This window comes from Bacillales bacterium, assembly GCA_035700025.1.
Lineage (GTDB): Bacteria > Bacillota > Bacilli > Bacillales > DASSOY01 > DASSOY01.
In genome coordinates, this window is the sequence record DASSOY010000065.1 from 1 (window position 1) to 18,710 (window position 18,710).

Annotated in this window: 20 protein-coding genes; 16 read left to right on the forward strand and 4 right to left on the reverse strand. The window is 49.2% G+C overall.

Annotated elements, in window-relative coordinates:
- A partial coding sequence (locus VFK44_10700) for an isocitrate lyase/phosphoenolpyruvate mutase family protein (protein ID HET7628846.1) occupies positions 1–726 on the forward strand: 726 nt, incomplete at its 5' end.
- Between the two features lie 39 nt (positions 727–765).
- Here VFK44_10700 and VFK44_10705 read toward each other — a convergent pair.
- From VFK44_10705 to VFK44_10715, 3 genes are all read right to left on the reverse strand, one after another.
- On the reverse strand, positions 766–1,488 hold the full coding sequence (locus tag VFK44_10705; protein HET7628847.1) for an amino acid ABC transporter ATP-binding protein: 723 nt from the start codon (positions 1,486–1,488) through the stop codon (positions 766–768).
- Entirely contained in the window at positions 1,488–2,159 is a 672-nt protein-coding gene (locus tag VFK44_10710) for an amino acid ABC transporter permease (GenBank protein ID HET7628848.1), read from the reverse strand. The genes VFK44_10705 and VFK44_10710 overlap by 1 nt, the downstream gene beginning before the upstream one ends.
- An 86-nt stretch (positions 2,160–2,245) precedes the next feature.
- Positions 2,246–3,085, reverse strand: coding sequence for a glutamine ABC transporter substrate-binding protein (locus VFK44_10715; GenBank protein ID HET7628849.1), 840 nt, complete (start codon positions 3,083–3,085; stop codon positions 2,246–2,248).
- Positions 3,086–3,389: 304 nt separating this feature from the next.
- Between VFK44_10715 and VFK44_10720 the strand changes: the two genes are divergently transcribed.
- The 15 genes from VFK44_10720 to VFK44_10790 all read left to right on the forward strand — a co-directional run bounded on the left by VFK44_10720 (position 3,390) and on the right by VFK44_10790 (position 18,298).
- On the forward strand, positions 3,390–5,126 hold the full coding sequence (locus VFK44_10720; protein HET7628850.1) for a carbon starvation protein A: 1,737 nt from the start codon (positions 3,390–3,392) through the stop codon (positions 5,124–5,126).
- A 166-nt stretch (positions 5,127–5,292) separates the two neighbouring features.
- Positions 5,293–5,706, forward strand: coding sequence for a hypothetical protein (locus VFK44_10725; GenBank protein HET7628851.1), 414 nt, complete (start codon positions 5,293–5,295; stop codon positions 5,704–5,706).
- The gene (locus tag VFK44_10730) at positions 5,693–5,959 is read left to right on the forward strand and encodes a cory-CC-star protein (GenBank protein ID HET7628852.1); all 267 of its coding nucleotides are present in this window, start codon (positions 5,693–5,695) and stop codon (positions 5,957–5,959) included. Before VFK44_10725 ends, VFK44_10730 begins: the two co-directional genes overlap by 14 nt.
- Before the next feature lie 36 nt (positions 5,960–5,995).
- A complete protein-coding gene (locus VFK44_10735; protein HET7628853.1) occupies positions 5,996–6,934 on the forward strand; it encodes an ArsA family ATPase in 939 nt (312 codons plus the stop codon).
- Between the two features lie 14 nt (positions 6,935–6,948).
- Entirely contained in the window at positions 6,949–7,875 is a 927-nt protein-coding gene (locus VFK44_10740) for a ketopantoate reductase family protein (protein ID HET7628854.1), read from the forward strand.
- An 89-nt stretch (positions 7,876–7,964) separates the two neighbouring features.
- Entirely contained in the window at positions 7,965–8,930 is a 966-nt protein-coding gene (locus VFK44_10745) for a hypothetical protein (protein ID HET7628855.1), read from the forward strand.
- A complete protein-coding gene (locus VFK44_10750) occupies positions 8,923–9,756 on the forward strand; it encodes a protein-glutamine gamma-glutamyltransferase (GenBank protein ID HET7628856.1) in 834 nt (277 codons plus the stop codon). The genes VFK44_10745 and VFK44_10750 overlap by 8 nt, the downstream gene beginning before the upstream one ends.
- A gap of 79 nt (positions 9,757–9,835) precedes the next feature.
- Entirely contained in the window at positions 9,836–10,570 is a 735-nt protein-coding gene (locus VFK44_10755; GenBank protein ID HET7628857.1) for an MBL fold metallo-hydrolase, read from the forward strand.
- A gap of 76 nt (positions 10,571–10,646) precedes the next feature.
- Positions 10,647–11,642 carry a lipoate--protein ligase gene (locus tag VFK44_10760; GenBank protein HET7628858.1) on the forward strand — a complete coding sequence of 332 codons (996 nt, stop codon included), beginning with the start codon at positions 10,647–10,649 and terminating at the stop codon, positions 11,640–11,642.
- Between the two features lie 48 nt (positions 11,643–11,690).
- Positions 11,691–12,782, forward strand: a complete 1,092-nt coding sequence (locus VFK44_10765; GenBank protein HET7628859.1) for a sugar diacid recognition domain-containing protein — start codon at positions 11,691–11,693, stop codon at positions 12,780–12,782.
- 119 nt (positions 12,783–12,901) lie between these two features.
- Entirely contained in the window at positions 12,902–14,077 is a 1,176-nt protein-coding gene (locus tag VFK44_10770) for a glycerate kinase (protein HET7628860.1), read from the forward strand.
- A 16-nt stretch (positions 14,078–14,093) separates the two neighbouring features.
- Entirely contained in the window at positions 14,094–15,548 is a 1,455-nt protein-coding gene (locus VFK44_10775; GenBank protein HET7628861.1) for a GntP family permease, read from the forward strand.
- Positions 15,549–15,717: 169 nt separating this feature from the next.
- Positions 15,718–16,248 carry a gamma carbonic anhydrase family protein gene (locus VFK44_10780; GenBank protein ID HET7628862.1) on the forward strand — a complete coding sequence of 177 codons (531 nt, stop codon included), beginning with the start codon at positions 15,718–15,720 and terminating at the stop codon, positions 16,246–16,248.
- 75 nt (positions 16,249–16,323) lie between these two features.
- A complete protein-coding gene (locus VFK44_10785) occupies positions 16,324–17,298 on the forward strand; it encodes an aldo/keto reductase family protein (GenBank protein HET7628863.1) in 975 nt (324 codons plus the stop codon).
- 61 nt (positions 17,299–17,359) lie between these two features.
- Positions 17,360–18,298: a DMT family transporter gene (locus VFK44_10790; protein ID HET7628864.1), complete on the forward strand. Its 939-nt coding sequence runs from the start codon at positions 17,360–17,362 to the stop codon at positions 18,296–18,298.
- Here the strand turns inward: VFK44_10790 and VFK44_10795 are convergent.
- The gene (locus tag VFK44_10795; GenBank protein HET7628865.1) at positions 18,270–18,680 is read right to left on the reverse strand and encodes a DUF393 domain-containing protein; all 411 of its coding nucleotides are present in this window, start codon (positions 18,678–18,680) and stop codon (positions 18,270–18,272) included. The two genes, VFK44_10790 and VFK44_10795, sit on opposite strands and share 29 nt — an antisense overlap.
- Positions 18,681–18,710 lie beyond the last annotated feature (30 nt).

Sequence of the window (18,710 nt, forward strand, 5' to 3'; positions counted from 1 at the left end):
CTGCCGGATCTCGGCGTTATCAGTTCCACAGAAATGGCGGAACGGGCGCGGGAAATCGTTCGTGCCGCCGGATTGCCATTGTTGGTCGACATCGATACCGGTTACGGCGGTGTGTTGAACGTCGCGCGAACGGCACGCGAAATGACCGAGGCCGGCGCCGCCGCCGTGCAAATTGAAGATCAAGATTTGCCGAAGAAATGCGGGCATTTGAACGGAAAGAAACTGGTGAGCGAAGAGGAAATGGCGCAAAAAATCGCGACGATTAAGGAGACGGCTCCGGATCTCGTCGTGATTGCCAGGACGGATGCGAAGGCGGTGGAAGGCGTCGACCGCGCGATTGAACGCGCGCGACGGTATGTCGAGGCGGGAGCGGACGCGATTTTCCCGGAGGCGTTCAGCAAGGAGCAGGATTTTCGGAAAGTGAGCGAAGCGATCGATGTTCCGCTGTTGGCGAACATGACGGAGTTTGGCCGAACACCGTATTACCGGGCAAAGGAATTTGAAGCCTTCGGTTTCAGCATGGTCATCTATCCGGTTACGTCCATGCGGGTGGCGGCGAAGGCATACGAGCGGGTATTTCGGGCGATTCGCGATCAAGATACGCAAAAAGGCTTTTTGGAACATATGCAAACCCGCGAAGAGCTGTATGAAACCATTCACTATTACGATTACGAAAACCTTGACGGTAAAATTGCCAAAACCGTGCTTCCCGAAATCGAGGAATAAAAGACAGTCCCTTGCCGTTGCGGCAAGGGGCTGTCTTTTTTATAAAACTTTGCTTAAAAATTCTTGCGTCCGCGGGTTTTGCGGATTCGTGAAGATTTCTTCAGGCGTGTTTTCTTCCATGATGATGCCTTCATCCATAAACAATACGCGGTCGCCGACTTCGCGGGCAAAGCCCATTTCGTGCGTGACGACGACCATCGTCATCCCTTCTCTCGCCAAGTTTTTCATGACTTCAAGAACATCGCCGACGAGTTCGGGATCGAGCGCTGAGGTCGGTTCATCGAACAACATCACTTTTGGATTCATCGCTAAGGCGCGGGCGATGGCGACGCGCTGTTTTTGTCCGCCGGACAAACTTTCTGGATACACTTCCGCTTTGTCGGCCAAGCCGACTTTGTCTAGCAATTCCTTTGCGGCTTCTTTTGCCGCGTTTTTGTTCATCTTTTTCACTTTGGTCGGCCCGAGTGTAATGTTTTCGAGCACGTTCATGTGTGGAAACAAGTTGAAGTGCTGAAACACCATGCCGACTTCTGTTCGCACCATGTTGATGTTCGTTTCAGGATCCGTCAAATCGTGATCGTTAATGATTACTTTTCCTGAGGTGATATCCTCAAGCAAATTCAAGCAGCGCAAAAACGTGCTTTTTCCGGAACCGGACGGCCCAACGACGCAAACTACTTCTTGTTCAGCGATGGAAGCATTGATGCCTTTCAGGACCTCCAAGTCCCCGAAATATTTATGCAAATCTTTTACTTCGATCATTAGACGTCCAGTCTCCTTTCAAACCCTCGCAAAATCACTGAAAACGGTATGGTGATAATTAGATAGGCGAGCGCGATCAAAATGTAAGTTTGGGCGATATTGAATGTGGTCGCGATGTATTGTTGTCCTTGGTAAACGATTTCGCCGAGGGCGATGATCGACATGAGTGAACTGTCTTTCAAACTGATGATGAACTGGTTGCCGAGCGGAGGAATCATTCGCTTGATCGCTTGCGGCCAGATAATGTAGCGCATCGTTTGGTTTTTCGTCAAGCCAATCGACCGACCCGCTTCCGATTGCCCTTTATCAATGGAATGCACCGCTCCGCGAACGATTTCCGCGATATAAGCGCCGGAGTTCACCGCCAAAGAAATAAACGCCGCAGTCATTGCGCTGAAATTAATGTCCAGCAACGCGGCCAAACCGTAGTAAATAAATAAAATTTGAATCAAGATCGGCGTGCCGCGAATGGTTTCCACGTACACGGTCACGATGCCGTAAATGAATCTATTGTTGGACAGCCGGCCGAGCCCTGTGAAAGCTCCGATAATAAACCCGAAAAAGAAGCCGACCACAATTACTTCGATCGTAATCCAAAAACCTTGCAAGATGAGAGGAAATGCTTCTTGAAAAGGTTGAAACCAATTGCTTGCCATTAATAATCCGTACATTTCGTAAACTCCTCATTTCGCCGAATTATTGGTCTTCATGACAGAGCGTGACAACAAAATTGTCACGCCCCTCGTTCCGTATAAAGTTACTTGCTTTCCGGCATTTTGCCGAACCATTTCTCATAAATCTCTTTGTAAGTGCCGTTTTCCTTAATCGCAGCCAACGCTTCGTTGACTTTATCTACAAGCTTCGAATCTTCCTGGAACGCGATGCCGTACTGCTCGGCGGTCAAGCGATCGCCGACCGTTTTCAGTTTGCCGTCGCCCTTCGTTTTAATGTAATACTTGACGTTCGGCAAATCGTACAAGACGGCGTCGACGCGTCCGGTTGCGAGTGATTGATAGGCTTGCGTGATTTTCGGATATGTTTTGATTTTCGCTTTCGGAACGTTGTCTTCCAAATAATATTGGCTCGTTGTACCGGTTCTCGTCGCTACCGTTTTGCCGGCGAGATCGTCCACGCTTTTGATTTCGCTGTTGTTTGCCTGAACGGCGAGAATGATACCGGCATCGTAATAAGGATCGGAGAAGTCGATCGATTGGTCGCGTTCTTCAGTTATCGTAATTCCGGCGATGCCCATGTCCCAGCGTCCCGATTTCAGCCCGGCGAGTACGCCTTTAAAATCCATCGGTTTGATTTTGATGTTTAAGTTCGCTTCTTTGGCAACCGCGCGAATGAGATCAATGTCAAACCCTTGAATTTCTCCGGTATCTTTGTTCAGAAATTCGAAAGGTACAAAACTATTGTCAGTGGCGACGATCAACTGTTTTCCGCTGCTTTCGCCGCTTTTATCACCGCTGTTGTTTTCGCCGGCGGCGTTCTTATCGGCGTCTCCACCGTTTCCGTTTCCGCTGCTTCCGCATGCGGCCAGAGCGAAGGCGAGCACGGCCATTACCATTATTGTTGCAAATTTTTTCTTCGTCATTTTTATCCCCCTTGTGCCATTTCTTATCATTATGCCAAAAACGTTGCCTGAGGGAAAACAGGGAATTCCACAAAAATAGATTGGATTTATGCGGATGAGAGGGTTCAACGACGAGATTTGTTATTTTTCTTACAATAACAGGACAAAAGTGGGCATTTGCTCCTGAAAAGACGCAAGAATAGTAGTGAACCGCTTCGGATATAAAAGATACAAAAGTATGAATTGCTTATATTGACTCTATTAAGAGAATTTTCTATAATTTAATCGAAACCGTTTTGAAAAAATTTGAAAAGGAGGGTTTATCATGAATGCTGTCTGGTTGGCTGTTTTTGGTCTTGTTGCATTTTTTTTGGCTTATCGTTATTACTCGTATTTCATTGCGGAAAAAGTGTTCCGCCTCGACGCGAACTACAAAACCCCAGCCCATGAGGTTAACGATGGAGTGGACTACGTTCCAACGAATAAGTACGTCCTTTGGGGTCATCACTTTTCCTCGGTTGCCGGCGCTGCGCCGATCATCGGCCCCGCCATTGCCGTCTTTTGGGGATGGCTGCCCGCACTGTTATGGGTCGTGCTCGGAACGATTTTTGCCGCGGGCGTCCACGATTTTGGAACGTTGGTTTTATCGGTTCGTCACAAAGGCCATTCGGTCGGGACACTCGCCAATCGCCTCGTCGGCCAACGCTCGAAATTGTTGTTTTTGTTTATCATTCTCATCCTCGTCTTGATGGTGAACGCTGTTTTTGCTTGGGCGATCGCAAAATTGTTTGTCTCGTTTCCGGCCAGCATCCTCTCGATCTTCATCCAAATTCCACTTGCGATTTGGATCGGTTACAAAGTTTACAAGAAATCGGGAAGCATGTTGATGCCGTCGATCGTCGCACTTGTCGTCATGTACGGAACCGCAATTTTGGCGACGTACGTTCCATTTCTGCAAATCGATCTGATTGCCTATTTTGGCGGCGCGGACCATCCGGTGATAATGGGGTTGGACGGAACGGCGATGGCGTTTTTCGTTTGGATCGTCATTTTAATGATCTACGTGTACATTGCATCTACGATGCCGGTTTGGAAGTTGTTGCAGCCGCGTGATTACATCAATTCGCATCAGCTTGTCGTCGGATTAGCGATGTTGTATTTAGGACTGCTGTTCTCGCATCCGCAAGTGACGGCACCGGCTACGAACCCGAGTGCGGACATCTCGTGGTTTCCGCTCTTGTTCATTACGATCGCCTGCGGAGCCATCTCCGGATTTCATGGGCTCGTATCTTCGGGAACGTCTTCCAAACAGTTGGACAATGAAAAAGACGCACGGTTTGTCGGTTATTTCGGTGCCATCGGCGAAGGTTCGCTTGCTTTAATCTCGATTCTCGCCGTCATCACGTTGTTTCCGACGACGGAAGCTTTCAATCAATCTTACAGCTCATTCTCCAGTGCAGGTGCGAACGGATTAGGGAACTTTGTGAAAGGCGCAGGCCAGCTTGCCACCGGCATCGGTATACCGGCGAGCGCAGCCGAAACCATCGTGGCGATCATCGTCATCAGCTTTGCGGCGACGACACTTGATACGTCCGTTCGTTTAATGCGTTACATTGTCGCTGAAATCGGCGAAGAATATAAGATTCCGTCGATAACGAAGACGCATGTCGCGACGACGATTTCCGTTGTCTCTACAGCGGCGTTGACCTTGCTTCCGCAAGGGCCGAAAGGGTTCGGGTCCGGAGGTTATTTGCTTTGGCCGTTGTTCGGAACGAGCAATCAATTGCTTGCCGGAATCAGCTTGATGCTTGTCTCGCTTTGGCTCCATCGCCAAGGCAAAAATTACTTGTTCACACTGGCGCCGATGATCTTTTTGTTGTTCATGACCGTATGGGCGATGATTCAACAAGTGTTTTTCCAATGGATGGGAACCGGCGGGGCGGATTTCCAGCCGCTGCTTTTCATCTTCGGAGTGATTATTCTCGTGTTCGCGCTCTGGGTCATCGTTGAAGCCATTGCCGTATTTTCGAACAAAACGAAATTCGAAGACATTTCTGCTTAATAAGGTTGTTTTTTTCATGCGGGATCGGCAGGAGGATGCCGATCCTTTTTTACTGTTAGTGAAAGGAGGGGTTTCGGTGGGAGACGAAGTCATGATGATCCGAGTCTTGCCGCAGATCGGCGGCGACTGATGCGGAGGCGTAACTGATGACGGGTTCATCAGCAATTTGGCGAGACGGTCTGACAAGACGATGAAGGTTGGGAATGCGGAAGCAAAGCAATGTTGCAAACAGGAAAACGGTGTCGGTATGGCAGACACGTTTCAGCACGTACGCAACGACATGGGCGAGGTCGGCGCAATTTATCGAAACATCCGCGCAACTTACGGAGAGTCGGTCTCGATCGTATTGCTTGACCCGCGTAACCATTTTTCCATTGCTGCGTATTTGCTAAAGCATTGGAGAAGACGAAAGATCGGGACAACCTCGCTGCTTCGTTCGTTGCTTTTCGCGCTGCGGCGCAAAGCGGTTTTTTATAATGGAAGTTGGCTGAATCCCGACGGTGTTACCAATGCCGAGATCATTGTCGAGAGAATGGAATCGATGCGAAACGAAGGAGAGGATGGAAATGAAAAAACGTAAATTTTCCTTCAAAAAATGGCTTGAGTTTTACGACGAAGTCATCAGCCTCGAACATAAAGCTGCGGTGAAAAGAGAAATTCGCGACGAGGATGACTTGTTCCTTTTGCTTTGCTTTTCGGAAATGCTCGGCATTCCGAATCCCGTGTCGTATTATACGCTTGAGTTGTATCCGGTCATCGTCGAGCGGTTTCATGAATGGCACAAAAGGATGGGGATGGAACGGTCGCCGTTGGAAGGCATTCGCTGCTGTTAAACCGTATACAAGGTCTCAGGGAGGAGGATGAGTCGAATGGGGGAAAATGAAAAGAAAGTCGTATTTTTCGGCGGGAAAGGCGGCGTCGGCAAGTCGACGGTATCGGCGGCTTATGCGCTGCAAAGCGCGAACAGCGGGAGGAACACATTGCTTGTGTCGACCGACCCTGCTCATAATACGGGCGACATTTTCGGGGTCGACATCGGCGGCACGATCCAGCAAGTACGGCCGCGGTTGGCTGCCTGTGAGATCGATTCGGAAAAAGAATCGAAACATTATTTAGCGGGGGTCAAGGAAAATTTGCGTAACCTCGTTAAACCGTCGATGAAACAAGAAGTGTTCCGGCAAATCGACATGGCCGGATCCGCGCCGGGAGCCGACGAGGCTGCACTTTTCGACCGGATCGTTTCGCTCATCCTTGATGAAAGCGTCAACTACGACAGGCTTGTCTTCGATACGGCACCTACGGGACATACGATCCGGTTGTTGACGCTGCCGGAACTAATGGGCGTCTGGATTGAGGGTATGCTGCAACGAAGGCGAAAATTTCAAAACGATTATTCGCGCTGGCTCGGCGATGGAGAAGCGCCGGACGATCCGGTTTACGACTTGTTGAATCGGCGGAAAGAACGGTTTCGCCGGGTACGGGAAATTTTGCTGGACGACGGGCAAACCGGTTTTGTTTTCGTGTTGAATCCGGAACGGCTTCCGATCATGGAAACGAAGAAAGCGGTTCATCAGTTGTCGCATCACGATCTGCGCGTCCATACGTTGGTCGTGAACAAAGTGCTCCCTGACGAAGTCGACGGAACATTTTTTCGGAAAAGAAAACAACGCGAACAAGAATATTTGGAAATGATCACTGAATGGTTCGGGGATCAGCAGGTGATTCACATCCCGCTGTTGGAAGAAGACATCCACGATTTTGACGCCTTGAACGAAGTGTCGAAGTTTCTCAGCCACGTTACAGTGTAAAGGGGGCGATCGATGTGAACATAGTCATTCTCGGAGCAGGTGCGGTCGGCGGCTACCTTGGCTGCCGGCTGCTCGAAGCCGGTAAGGACGCGGTATTTTTGGTCAGGGACGGGAGGGCAGAACAGCTTCGCGACTATGGGCTGAAGCTTGAAAGCGTGCAAGGCAGCTATTCGGCTGGAAATGTCGCCTGGTATACGGATGCCAATGACATCCCGGCATGCGATGTCGTATTGGTCACGGTAAAAGGTTACCATGTCGAAGGCGCGATGCCGCAACTCGAAACGCTCGTGAGAAAAGGGGCAAAGATTCTCCCTTTCTTAAACGGGATGGAACACTTTGAGACGTTCCAACGGGCGTTCGGCAAAGAAAACGTGATCGGCGGGCTTGCCTATATTATCGCGACGCTTGATTCACGCGGTTGGATCGTGCACACGAGCGAAATGCACCATTTTATTTTCGGTGCGCTCGATCCTTCACAAGCCGAGTTTTGCCGCGAATTGGAATCGGAATGGCGATCGGCGAACGTAAAAGTCACGAACAGCGATGATATTTCAACCATGCTTTGGCAAAAATATGCTTTTATTACCGCTTTTTCCGGTGCAACGACGGCCAGCCGGCTGGAGATCGGAACGATTCGCGACACGCCTGCGGCATTGGCGTTGTTCAGGCAAGCGTTGCGAGAAATGAAAGAGTTGGCGAAAGCGAATGGGGTTGTGCTTGATAAACGATTCGAAGAAGAGGCCGTTGAACGGATTCATGGATTGCCTGCAAATGGAACGTCCTCGATGCACCAAGACTTTCGCAAAGGGGTGCCGATTGAAGTCGAAGCCCTTCAGGGCGGAGCAATCCGGATGGCGGAGGCAAAAGGGATCGATTTGCCGACGGTACGCACACTCTATGCCTTGTTGAAACCGTACGAACACGGTCCGGTAACTGGATGAGCGCGGCCCGGGAGATCCCGGGTCGTTCTTTTTGCCTTTTTCCAGAATACAATGGTTGAAGAACCGAAACGATCCGGAGGTGTTTCGTTTTGAAGGAAGAAGGGCGGGAAGGCGCAGCATTTCTAGACGAAGTGAGGAAAAAGCGCGGCATCGAGGCAGTTGTTGCGTCTTTTCGAAACCTAGCGGAGAAACGAGAAGAGCAAGCGGTCGCTGATTTAAACGACCGCCGTCTTAGTTTTCCGACCGTGTATGCGCTGCGGAAGGAGATTGAGCAATTCGGATTTATCGAAGTCATGCATTGGCGTACGCGGACAGCGCTTGAGTGGTTGCGGGAGGATCAATGGACGTTAAGCAGCGACGTTCAATCTGTGCATCCTTCTTTAAAATGGATCGTCACGACAGGGGCAACGGAAACCATTGATGCCGGCTACTTAAAAAAGATCGACGAAGCGGCCGCGCTGCTGACGATGGTTTTCCGCGATCACTCACTTCTCCCGACCGTCGCTGATGCGATTTTTTATCGTTGCCGGAACGATTTGCCCTATCATTATCTCGTCACCGCGTTTTTGGAGGCGAAAAACCCGCATAGTCTTACGCTCATTGCAGACAAATTGCGTTCTGCGGATTCAAAGGAAGCCGCCTGCGCCAGAAAAATGCTTGGCTTTGTTCCCGGAATCAACAAGCAGGACGAGAAGGACGATACGAAACCGTTCACCGCTTTTTTGCGCTGGATGGAGGAAAACGGTCCGTACCTTCGTTACAAAGGAGAAACGTTCGATACGTTTTCCCATCCGACCCCCTACGTGCTCGTTTATGCGGCAAAATACGGAGGCCATTTTGTTTCCGTCGAAGACGGCACTCCTATCGTGAAGCTGACGAAGCAAGAAAGAAGGACGTGGGAGCGATTCGAGGTTCTCCCGCTTGAGCAACAGAAACGGCTTGCCGGTTTGTCATTCCGAAAGAGGCGGGAAAATGATGACGAGTGGGTGCGATGGATGCAGCTTTCCATGAAAAAACAGCTGAAAGCGGCGCAAGGGAGGGAAAACGATGATTGAAATCGCCGACACGAGCGCGGGCGAAGGGGTCGTCTCCGACTATTGGTTGTCCCGGGAGCTTTCAAGAACGATGATCGAGCAAATGCGGCGGAGCGACATCATTTATCGCTATCGCTCGGCACGTGAATTTAATTTCGAGATGGAAATGAGAAACGCGATCGTTCATGCGGCGCATTTATTGAACCGGAGCGGCGCGAGTTTCGCGACATTTTACGAAACAAGAGGGAATCAGCAATATTGGCAGGTTCGCCCGAACGGGGCGTTGCACCTCCGCCCCGGCGCGGAACCGGCAGCCGCCATCAATGACGTCTTTGTGAACGGCTCACTCTATGCTTTCGAATGTGCCACGGCGATGGTTTTAATTTTATATAAAGCCATCCTTGATACGATCGGCAGGCAAGCGTTCAATCAGTATTTTTCCAACATTGTCTTATGGGACTGGGAATACGACAGGGATCTCGGATTGACTTGGGACGTGCCGCGCGAGTACCTTCCCGGGGATGTTCGTTATTTTAAAAATCCAGACGTCAACCCGCAGCATATGGAGTGGCAAGGAGAAAACGTGATCGATTTAGGCAATGGCCTTTATTTCGGCCACGGCATCGGCATTCGAAACGCGGAAGCGATCATTGAAACGTTGAACCGGTTAAGACGTCCGGGAGCACAGCGATCCGCGTATTTGATGAACGAAGCCGGACGGCCGAACTTTGCCCATCTGGCTCAGCTCTCTGGACGCGAGACGGTTGCGGATACGTCGAGCTCTTTTCGGGAAGAGAGAAATCGCTACGTCACCGTTACGCTCGGAAACACGGTTCGTCTCTATTGAGTGCGGGACAGCCGTTTTTTCGATCTCGGACATCGGTTATAATGATGGGAAAAGCTGTGTGAACGGAGGTCGATTTTCAATGAAATGGACTGTTATCGGGTATTGGGGCGGTTATCCCGCGGAAAAATCGGCAACGTCGGGTTACTTGCTGGAATGCGGCGGGTTTCGATTGCTTGTCGATTGCGGAAGCGGCGTGTTGGCGCAATTGCAAAGTTTTTCCGGGATCCGCGAGTTGGATGCCGTCCTTGTTTCCCATTATCATCACGACCATGTCGCGGATATCGGTCCGCTTCAGTTTGCGCGTCTCGTCGAGTCGTACACGACCGGTCCGCTTCCGGTGCTTCCGATCTACGGTCATCGGGAAGATGAAGACGGTTTTGCTCGATTGTCCTATAAAACGTATACGCAGGGACAAGCCTATGATCCGAACGGCATACTCAGCATCGGTCCGTTTTCGGTTTCTTTCATGAAGACGAAACATCCGGTCGACTGCTATGCGATGAAGATCACCGACGGTCGCGATTCGATCGTTTATACCGCGGATTCTGCTTATTTGCCGGGTTTTGCGAAGTTTGCCGAAGGGGCGGATTTGCTCGTTTGCGAAAGTAATTTTTACGCGGGACAAGACGCTTCGGCAGCCGGTCATATGACGTGTACGGAAGCGGCGTCCATCGCTTCCGATGCCGGGGTCGGTCGGTTGCTGCTGACGCATTTGCCCCATTTCGGGAACCATGAAGAGCTTGTTCGCCAAGCTCGCGAAATTTATAACGGGGACGTGCAGCTGGCTTATACGGGTTGGACATGGGGACGTTAGCGGCGTCTTAACGTTTGCCCGATCGGAACCGTTCTTCTACAATGAAGTCAGGTTTTCGATAGGAGGCAAACGAACTATGTTGTATGTGAACAACGACAATATTCTTGATCCCGCGGTCAATCTCGGGATTGAAGAGTACATCTTACGTCATCTCGATCCGAATGAAACGTATTTGATGTTTTACAGCATGGAGCCGTCGATCATTGTCGGCAAAAATCAAAACACGATGGAAGAGATTAATGCCGAATTTGTCAGGGAAAATGCGGTTAACGTCGTTCGCCGGTTGTCCGGCGGCGGTGCCGTTTATAATGACGAAGGCGACTTAAGCTTCAGTTTCATTACGAAAGACGACGGCGACGGCTTTCAAAATTTCGAAAAATTCACCGAGCCGGTCATCCGCGCACTGAAGAAGTTAGGCGTCGATGCAACGTTGACCGGGCGAAACGATATTGAGGTGAATGGAAAAAAAGTTTCCGGGAATGCCCAGTTTGCGATGAAAGGAAGAATGTTCAGCCACGGAACGCTGTTGTTTGACGTGAACTTGGATAACGTCGACAAGGCCTTGACGCCGAATCCGGAGAAGTATGAGTCGAAAGGTGTCAAATCGGTGCGCAGCCGGGTGACGAACATTCGCGAACATCTCGATCGCGATATGGACATTGATGAGTTCCGTAAGGAACTGTTGAAAGCGATTTTTGACGTCGAAGACGTCAAAGACGTACCAGAATACCGGTTGACGGACGACGATTGGCTCGGGATCCATGAAATTATCGCGACGCGGTACAAAAACTGGGACTGGAATTTCAGCAAATCTCCGCGGTTTAATGTGAAACATCGAGAGCGGTTTCCGGCGGGAACGGTTGACGTCCGGCTGCAAGTAAACAAAGGTGTCATTGAAGAAGCAGCGATTTTCGGCGATTTTTTCGGGTTGGGGGATGTTGAAGAAGTGGAACAACGTTTGGTTGGCGCTCGTTATGAGCATAAGGCTTTGGAAGAAGCTCTTTCGGACATTGATACCGGCCATTATTTCGACAAAATCTCGAAAGAGGAATTTCTTAAGATTTTGTATTGAATTAGTTGTTTGCAAAGAAACCTTTACATGGGGAACAGGTGAAAAAGTGTGCTTACTTCTGAAATCGCAAGGAACATTGTCCAGGAAACGATGCAAACGCTTGGGCGAAACATTAACATCATGAATGAGAAAGGTATTATTTTGGGTTCCGGAGATCCGGACAGGATTGATACCTTTCATGAGGCGGCAGGGAAGGTTGTTGAATCCGGTAAACCTATCGTTATTAGTGAGAAGGAAGTGGGAGAATGGGAAGGAACACGGCCTGGTGTTAACCTTCCCATTAAATTTCAAGGGCACATTATCGGGGTCGTGGGCATTTCAGGTGCGCCGTCAGAGGTGGAAGAGTTCGGTGCTCTCGTTGTGATGATGACGGAACTTATGGTCCAGCAAATCTATTTAATGAAACAAGTGGAATGGAAACATCGTACACGGGAGTTCCTGCTTGAGGAAATCTTAAGGGATCAACCTCCTTTTCAAAAAATCGAACAAAAATGCCGTTTGCTGAAAATTGAGTTAATCGAACCGTTTGAAATTTGTGTGTTGCAGTTCAGTCAACCGAAAAGAGGGTTTGGCCCGCGCGCGATATATGAGAAAATCCGTTCTATTTTGACTGAACAACATTGTGTTTACGGGTATGTGGATACGGAGACTTTTGTGATATTACTTGCCGGATCGACTCATCCGGAAAAACGATTCGGATACATACGGGAGAAACTCGGAAAGACTTTTTCTGATGTTTACCATGGTGTACGAATCGGTTTCGGACGGGAAGCAGCGAATTTAGATGAGGTCAATAGGTGCTTCAAAGACATTCGAATGGCCATGGGGTTTTCAGAAAGGGATGAGGTTCAAGCGAACGAATATGAACAGCAACTCTTATTGCATCAAACAAACTATAAAGAAAGACAAATATATAAACAGAAGGTACTGAAATCTTTGCCTGAAGATTTTCGGGAAACCCTGGTTGTCTTTTTTGAAAATGATCTTAATCTAAGCAGAACGGCGAAGCAACTGTTTATTCATCGAAACACGTTAATTTATCGAATGGACAGGATTAAGGAGATTACGGGATACGATCCACGCCGATTTAAAGATGCTGTCACCTTACAAATGGCTGATTGGTGTCGAGAAATTCAGTAATTTCAAACTATCGAAGAAAATAAATAGTCAGGCGAAGACAAAGTGTACGAAAATTCCAAGTTAAATATACTGATTTTTGTTTATTTTGCCGATATTGCAGGTATTTGAAAGAAAGTATAATGGATTTAACGTTGGAAGCGCATTCATCATCGGAGGTCACCATGAATATTCTAATTGCACCAGACTCATTCAAAGGAAGCGTCACAGCTAAGGAAGCAGCAAAAGCGATGGAGAAAGGGATCCGTAAGGTGGATCCAGATGCAGACATGCAGTTGGTACCAATGGCGGACGGTGGCGAAGGCACGATGTCCAGCTTGGTCGAGGCCACGAATGGTTCGGTTTACGAGGTTGAAGTGCAGGATCCGTTGGGGCGAAATATTGTTGCACAATATGGTGTTACTGGGGACGGGCAGACAGCCATTGTCGAGCTTGCTTCAGCTTCAGGATTGCACACGCTGCTGAAAGAAGAATTGGATCCGCGAGTCGCTTCAACATACGGTACGGGTCAATTGATTGCACACGTATTAAACCAAGGGTTGGACAACTTTATCATTTGTCTTGGCGGCAGCGCAACAAATGATGGCGGTACAGGATTGCTATCGGCTCTCGGGTTTCGTTTCCTGGATCAGGATGGAAAGGAACTCAAACCTGGAGGATTGGCTCTTAAACATTTGCATACCATTGATCAATCCGAGGTTAAACAGAAGGTACGCGAGGCTGCCTTTCAGGTTGCCTGTGATGTTAACAACCCACTTATCGGTTCAAACGGCGCATCCGCAGTTTTCGGCCCGCAAAAGGGAGCAACTTTGGACATGGTGCAACAATTGGATCAATCATTGGAGGTGTTGGCTGATTGTATTAAGAATCAAACAGGAAAATGTGTTCATCAATACCCTGGAGCCGGTGCGGCCGGGGGAACCGCCGCTGGATTGCTGGCATTTCTGGATGCGGAGCTGAAACCCGGGATCAGACTTGTAATCGAAACTTTACATCTTGAAGAATTACTCAGTCATCACCATTTTGATGTGTTGTTTACAGGTGAAGGAAGGATCGACGGGCAAACCGCTTCGGGGAAAGTTGTCGCTGGGTTGGCTGAATTGGCCAAACAATATAAGATCCCGACTATTGCCTTGGCCGGCACAATGGAGAACGATTTGAAATCTCTTTATGAAAAAGGATTAACCGCCGCTTTCAGCATTACCGACGGTCCTATGACTTTAGAAGATGCGATGAAAGATGGGGAATTTCTGATCGCGAAACAAGCTGAACAGATTTATCGGTTATTAAAAATTTGATAAGGAAGGGATTATTTTGGATACGTCTTTAGCAAGCGCTGGGCCGTATATTTTGATTCTATTGTTTATCAGTATCATAGTCATCATTCTTCTAACAACAAAATTTCGATTACATCCATTTTTATCAATTATTACGGCAACTTACTTATTTGGTCTTGGTGCTAATTTAATCGGCCAAATCATGTTTGGCAAGTCGCTCATTGAAAGCATTTCAAAAACGATGGCTAGTGGATTTGGAGGTATTCTTGGTGAAATCGGTCTAGTCATCATATTTGGAACAATAATAGGAAAAGTATTGGAGAAAACGGGCGCAGCTGTAACAATGGCTGAGACCGTTCTGAAATGGATCGGTGACCGTCATCCGGCACTGGGGATGTCAGTCATCGGTTGGGTCGTTTCCATTCCTGTTTTTTGTGATTCCGGCTATGTTGTATTGTCTTCCCTCAATAAGTCAGTAGCCAAGAAAGCCAATGTCAATGTAGTTGTAACTAGCGTGGCGTTGGCAACGGGTTTGTATGCTTCCCATACATTTGTCCCGCCTACACCAGGCCCGATTGCGGCGGCAGGGAATTTAGGGATTGGGGCAAACGGTTTAATCTGGGTTATTTTATTCGGAGCTTTTGTTTCCCTATTCACAATGTTTGCAGGTTACATTTGGGCAACTAGGTTTTCAAAAGATTTGCCGGCTGATCTACCCGGATTACAGGAAACCTTTGAGGAATACAAAGCCGGCTTTGGGAATATCCCAACGGCTTTTCAGGCTTTTGCCCCGATTTTGATTCCGATCATTTTGATGGCTCTAGGCTCAATCGCGAACTTTCCTGTTGGTACTTTGCCTGATGGCTCGAAAGAAACCTTATTGTCGGGTGGATTGTACACAGTCGTAGATTTTGTAGGGAAACCGGTCACAGCACTCTTTATCGGCGTGATTTTCGCATTTTTGTTATTGGCAAAAAATCGCGGTGAAGAAGCGTTAACGAACTGGGTCGGAGAAGGCATGAAGGATGCAGCGATAATAATAATGATTACCGGCGCTGGCGGTGCCTTTGGTACGATGATCGCGGCTACACCGATTGCAGATTATATTAAGACTTTACTTGGCGAAGGCTCGATCTTCGTTGGTGCCGGTGCCTTGTTTATTCTATTTTTTATTGCGGCTTTGTTGAAAACCGCTCAGGGAAGTTCGACTACAGCTTTGGTTGTAACTTCAACAATTGCGATGCCGTTGATGTCCATTCTCGGGTTGGATGTCATGATGGGCAACATTCCAATTGGCCAAGTACTGGCGGTAATGGCGATTGGTTCCGGAGCTATGGTTGTCAGCCATGTCAATGACTCGTATTTCTGGGTCGTATCGCAGTTCTCCGGAATGAGTGTCACCACTGCCTATCGAGCCCAAACCATGGCAACTTTGGTACAGGGGATAACCGGAATTGTTGTAACGTTCTTGCTTGGTTTGTTATTTTTATAGAATGAGGAGCGAGCTAAACCTCTCATGACAGTCAAGTAACGATTAGATGAAACATTATCATGGCCATTTCCTTTCGGGGATACCTTGATAATGTTTCTTCTTTTGTCGGTTCAATAGTTTATATAAACGGTTTTCAAATTCTGCTAGATTGGAGATTGAGGTGGTTCGGATGAATTACTCATTGAATGAAAAAATACCTAAAGTACACGCAAGCACATACATAGCACCGGGAGCGCATATTATCGGTGACGTTGAATTGCAAGAGGATTCGTCCGTCTGGTTTAACGCAGTAGTCCGGGCGGATAATGCCAAAGTAACGATCGGGATCGGCTCCAACGTGCAAGACGGGGCGGTTATTCATGTCGACGAAGGGTTCCCGGCAGCAATTGGAGATCACGTCGTTGTCGGGCATAATGCGACGCTTCACGGCTGCACGGTTCGTGACGGCGCATTGATCGGCATGGGGGCGACCGTTTTGAACGCCGCGGTCATTGAAGAAGGTGCACTTGTTGCCGCAGGCGCACTTGTACGGGAAGGCATGAACGTGCCGGCAGGGATGCTTGCAGCCGGTGTTCCGGCGAAAATTGTCAGGGAATTGCTGCCGCTTGAACAAGAACGAATCGTGCAAAGTGCCCGCGGTTATATCGAGAAAGCGCAGCTGTACAAAAGCAAAGGCATGTTTCAGGACCCGCATCGGTAAAGCGGGTTTCTTGTTTGGAAAGAGGGCGGAATATCGATTACACTAGAAGATACATCACGTAACGGGAGGCGTTTCATGAATTATCGGAGACTCGGAAACAGCGGTTTGAAAATTAGCGAAGTCGGTCTTGGCAGTTGGTTGACGTATGGCGAATCGGTCGGCCCAACCGTTGCGGAACAGTGCATTCATAAGGCGTACGAGCTTGGCATCAATTTTTTCGATACGGCGAATGTTTACAACCGCGGCGAAGCGGAAAAAGTTGTCGGGAAGGCGCTCGCGGCCTATCCGCGCGAGTCGTATGTATTGGCGACGAAAGTATTTTTTCCGATGGGGGACGGTCCGAACGACCGCGGTTTGTCGAGAAAACATATCATTGAGCAATGTGATGCGAGTTTGCAGCGCTTAGGTGTCGACTACGTCGACCTTTACCAATGTCACCGGTTTGACGAGCATTCACCGACGGAAGAAACATTGATGGCGCTCGATGATTTGGTGCGTCAAGGGAAAATATTGTATTACGGAGTGAGTGAATGGAGGGCGGAGCAATTGACAGATGCGGTCCATATCACAAAAGAGCGAAACCTTCATCCGCTCGTTTCGAATCAACCGATTTACAACATGCTCGATCGTTACATCGAAAAAGAAGTCTTGCCCGCAAGCGAAAGACACGGAATCGGCCAAGTCGTATTTTCGCCGCTCGCACAAGGCGTCTTGACCGGCAAATATAAACCCGGGCAGGCGGTTCCGCCTGACAGCCGAGCGGCTGACGAAGGCATCAACGGCTGGATTCAGCGATATTTGCATGACGACATTTTGGAAGGCGTCGCGAAGCTCGATGCGATTGCCGCTGAACTCGGCATTCGGTTGTCGCAGCTGGCCGTCGCGTGGATTTTGCGGCAGCCGGGTGTAAGTTCGGCGATCGTCGGTGCGAGCCGACCGTCGCAAGTGGAGGAAAACGTGAAGGCGGCGGAAGTTCAGCTGCCGGAAGATGTATTGGCAGAAATCGAGACGATTTTGAACGATGTGGAGCGTCATGTTCCGAAAAGGTAGCGTAACGAAAGAATCTGCCCCGGTGTGAAAGGGGCGTTTTTTCTAGGGAAGAAGGGTTTGCATGGCTCAACTCGCCACCTACGGTTTGTTGGTTTTCATCATGATGGTATGGGGACTGAATGTGATCGCGATCAAAATTCTCGTGCAGCATTTTCCGCCGGTGCTCATTACTTCGCTGCGGATTTTTCTCGCCGGAATGATCGTGTTTTTGCTGCTGATCTTTCAAAAGCGGCTCCGTCCTTTAACGAAAAAGGAATCGTTTTATGCGGTTGCCGGAAGTTTGCTTGGCATGGTCGGCAATCAATTTTTTCTCGCAGTCGGTTTAGATCGTACATCCGCCTCGAGTGCGGCGCTCATTTTGGCGCTCATTCCGTTGGCGACGTCCGTGTTGGCGATGGTTTTTTTGGGTGATCGATTGACAGTCCTTCGTTTCGTCGGCATTTTGTCCGGGCTTGCCGGCATCTCTCTCGTCATTACGCAAGGAAACGGCGGGCTTGGCGGACTGTCGCTCGGTTCCTTGTACATTTTCGGCGCGATGTTGTCGCAGTCCTTCAGCTTTATTTGGATCAACAAACTGACGGAAACGCTGGACGCCCGGGAAGCGACGGCGGTCATGCTTACCTTTGGTTCCGTGCTGCTGTTCGTGATCAGCTTGTTCATGGACCCGCATGGGGTGCATGCACTGACGGACGGTTCTCTCGGCGTCTGGACGGTTTTTGTTTTGTCCGCGGTGGTGGCGACGGCATTGGGACAAATGATTTATAATTTGGCGATCCATCGGCTCGGCGCGGGTAAATCAGCGATCTTCATGAATTTGACGCCGCTGTTTTCCCTCGTCGGTTCCGCTCTGTTACTCGGCGAAACGATCCGGTTGCCGCAAATCGTTGGTTTCTTGTTCATAGTCGCGGGTGTCTTGCTCGGCACGGGTTATCTTGAACAGGTGATCGCACGAAAAAACGACGATCGGACGGTCATTCGCCGTCGCGATCGTTCGGTTTAAGATGAACGGGACATCCTTCGCTGCCGCATTGGCCGACCGGAACGATTTTACGTCTTTTCGCGATCGAATCGTACAATCGCTGGCCGAAACCGAGTTTAATTGTCAAATGAAGCAGCGGAACAAGCGGCCGGTATCGCGGCACGCGCATGGCAATTTGCTGCAGCGTATAAATGCCTTCGAATCTTTGGCTGTCGCTCATGCGAATGCTGTGAATGCGTTCTTCCGGTTTTTTTTCGTATAAATCGTACGTTTCCATGACTCCCTCACGGCGAAAAGAAAGCCATTCGATGCTGCCCCGGCGGTCGAAGCGTTCGATCGCTTTTTTTGCGTTCCGGCAAAGCGGGCAATCGCCGTCATAGAACACGACTAGCTTATCCTCCACGGGCCCTCACCTCAATTTTATTGTACCATT

What these genes read in the sequence shown, in the direction of transcription:
- VFK44_10730 (HET7628852.1), top strand. Translation starts at nt 5,693, where the DNA reads ATGAAAAAACGTAAATTTTCCTTCAAAAAATGGCTTGAGTTTTACGAC.
- VFK44_10720 (HET7628850.1), top strand. Translation starts at nt 3,390, where the DNA reads ATGAATGCTGTCTGGTTGGCTGTTTTTGGTCTTGTTGCATTTTTTTTG.
- VFK44_10715 (HET7628849.1), bottom strand. Translation starts at nt 3,085, where the DNA reads ATGACGAAGAAAAAATTTGCAACAATAATGGTAATGGCCGTGCTCGCC.
- VFK44_10750 (HET7628856.1), top strand. Translation starts at nt 8,923, where the DNA reads ATGATTGAAATCGCCGACACGAGCGCGGGCGAAGGGGTCGTCTCCGAC.
- VFK44_10735 (HET7628853.1), top strand. Translation starts at nt 5,996, where the DNA reads ATGGGGGAAAATGAAAAGAAAGTCGTATTTTTCGGCGGGAAAGGCGGC.
- VFK44_10770 (HET7628860.1), top strand. Translation starts at nt 12,902, where the DNA reads ATGGATTTAACGTTGGAAGCGCATTCATCATCGGAGGTCACCATGAAT.
- VFK44_10790 (HET7628864.1), top strand. Translation starts at nt 17,360, where the DNA reads ATGGCTCAACTCGCCACCTACGGTTTGTTGGTTTTCATCATGATGGTA.
- VFK44_10780 (HET7628862.1), top strand. Translation starts at nt 15,718, where the DNA reads ATGAATTACTCATTGAATGAAAAAATACCTAAAGTACACGCAAGCACA.
- VFK44_10785 (HET7628863.1), top strand. Translation starts at nt 16,324, where the DNA reads ATGAATTATCGGAGACTCGGAAACAGCGGTTTGAAAATTAGCGAAGTC.
- VFK44_10705 (HET7628847.1), bottom strand. Translation starts at nt 1,488, where the DNA reads ATGATCGAAGTAAAAGATTTGCATAAATATTTCGGGGACTTGGAGGTC.
- VFK44_10710 (HET7628848.1), bottom strand. Translation starts at nt 2,159, where the DNA reads ATGTACGGATTATTAATGGCAAGCAATTGGTTTCAACCTTTTCAAGAA.
- VFK44_10755 (HET7628857.1), top strand. Translation starts at nt 9,836, where the DNA reads ATGAAATGGACTGTTATCGGGTATTGGGGCGGTTATCCCGCGGAAAAA.
- VFK44_10760 (HET7628858.1), top strand. Translation starts at nt 10,647, where the DNA reads ATGTTGTATGTGAACAACGACAATATTCTTGATCCCGCGGTCAATCTC.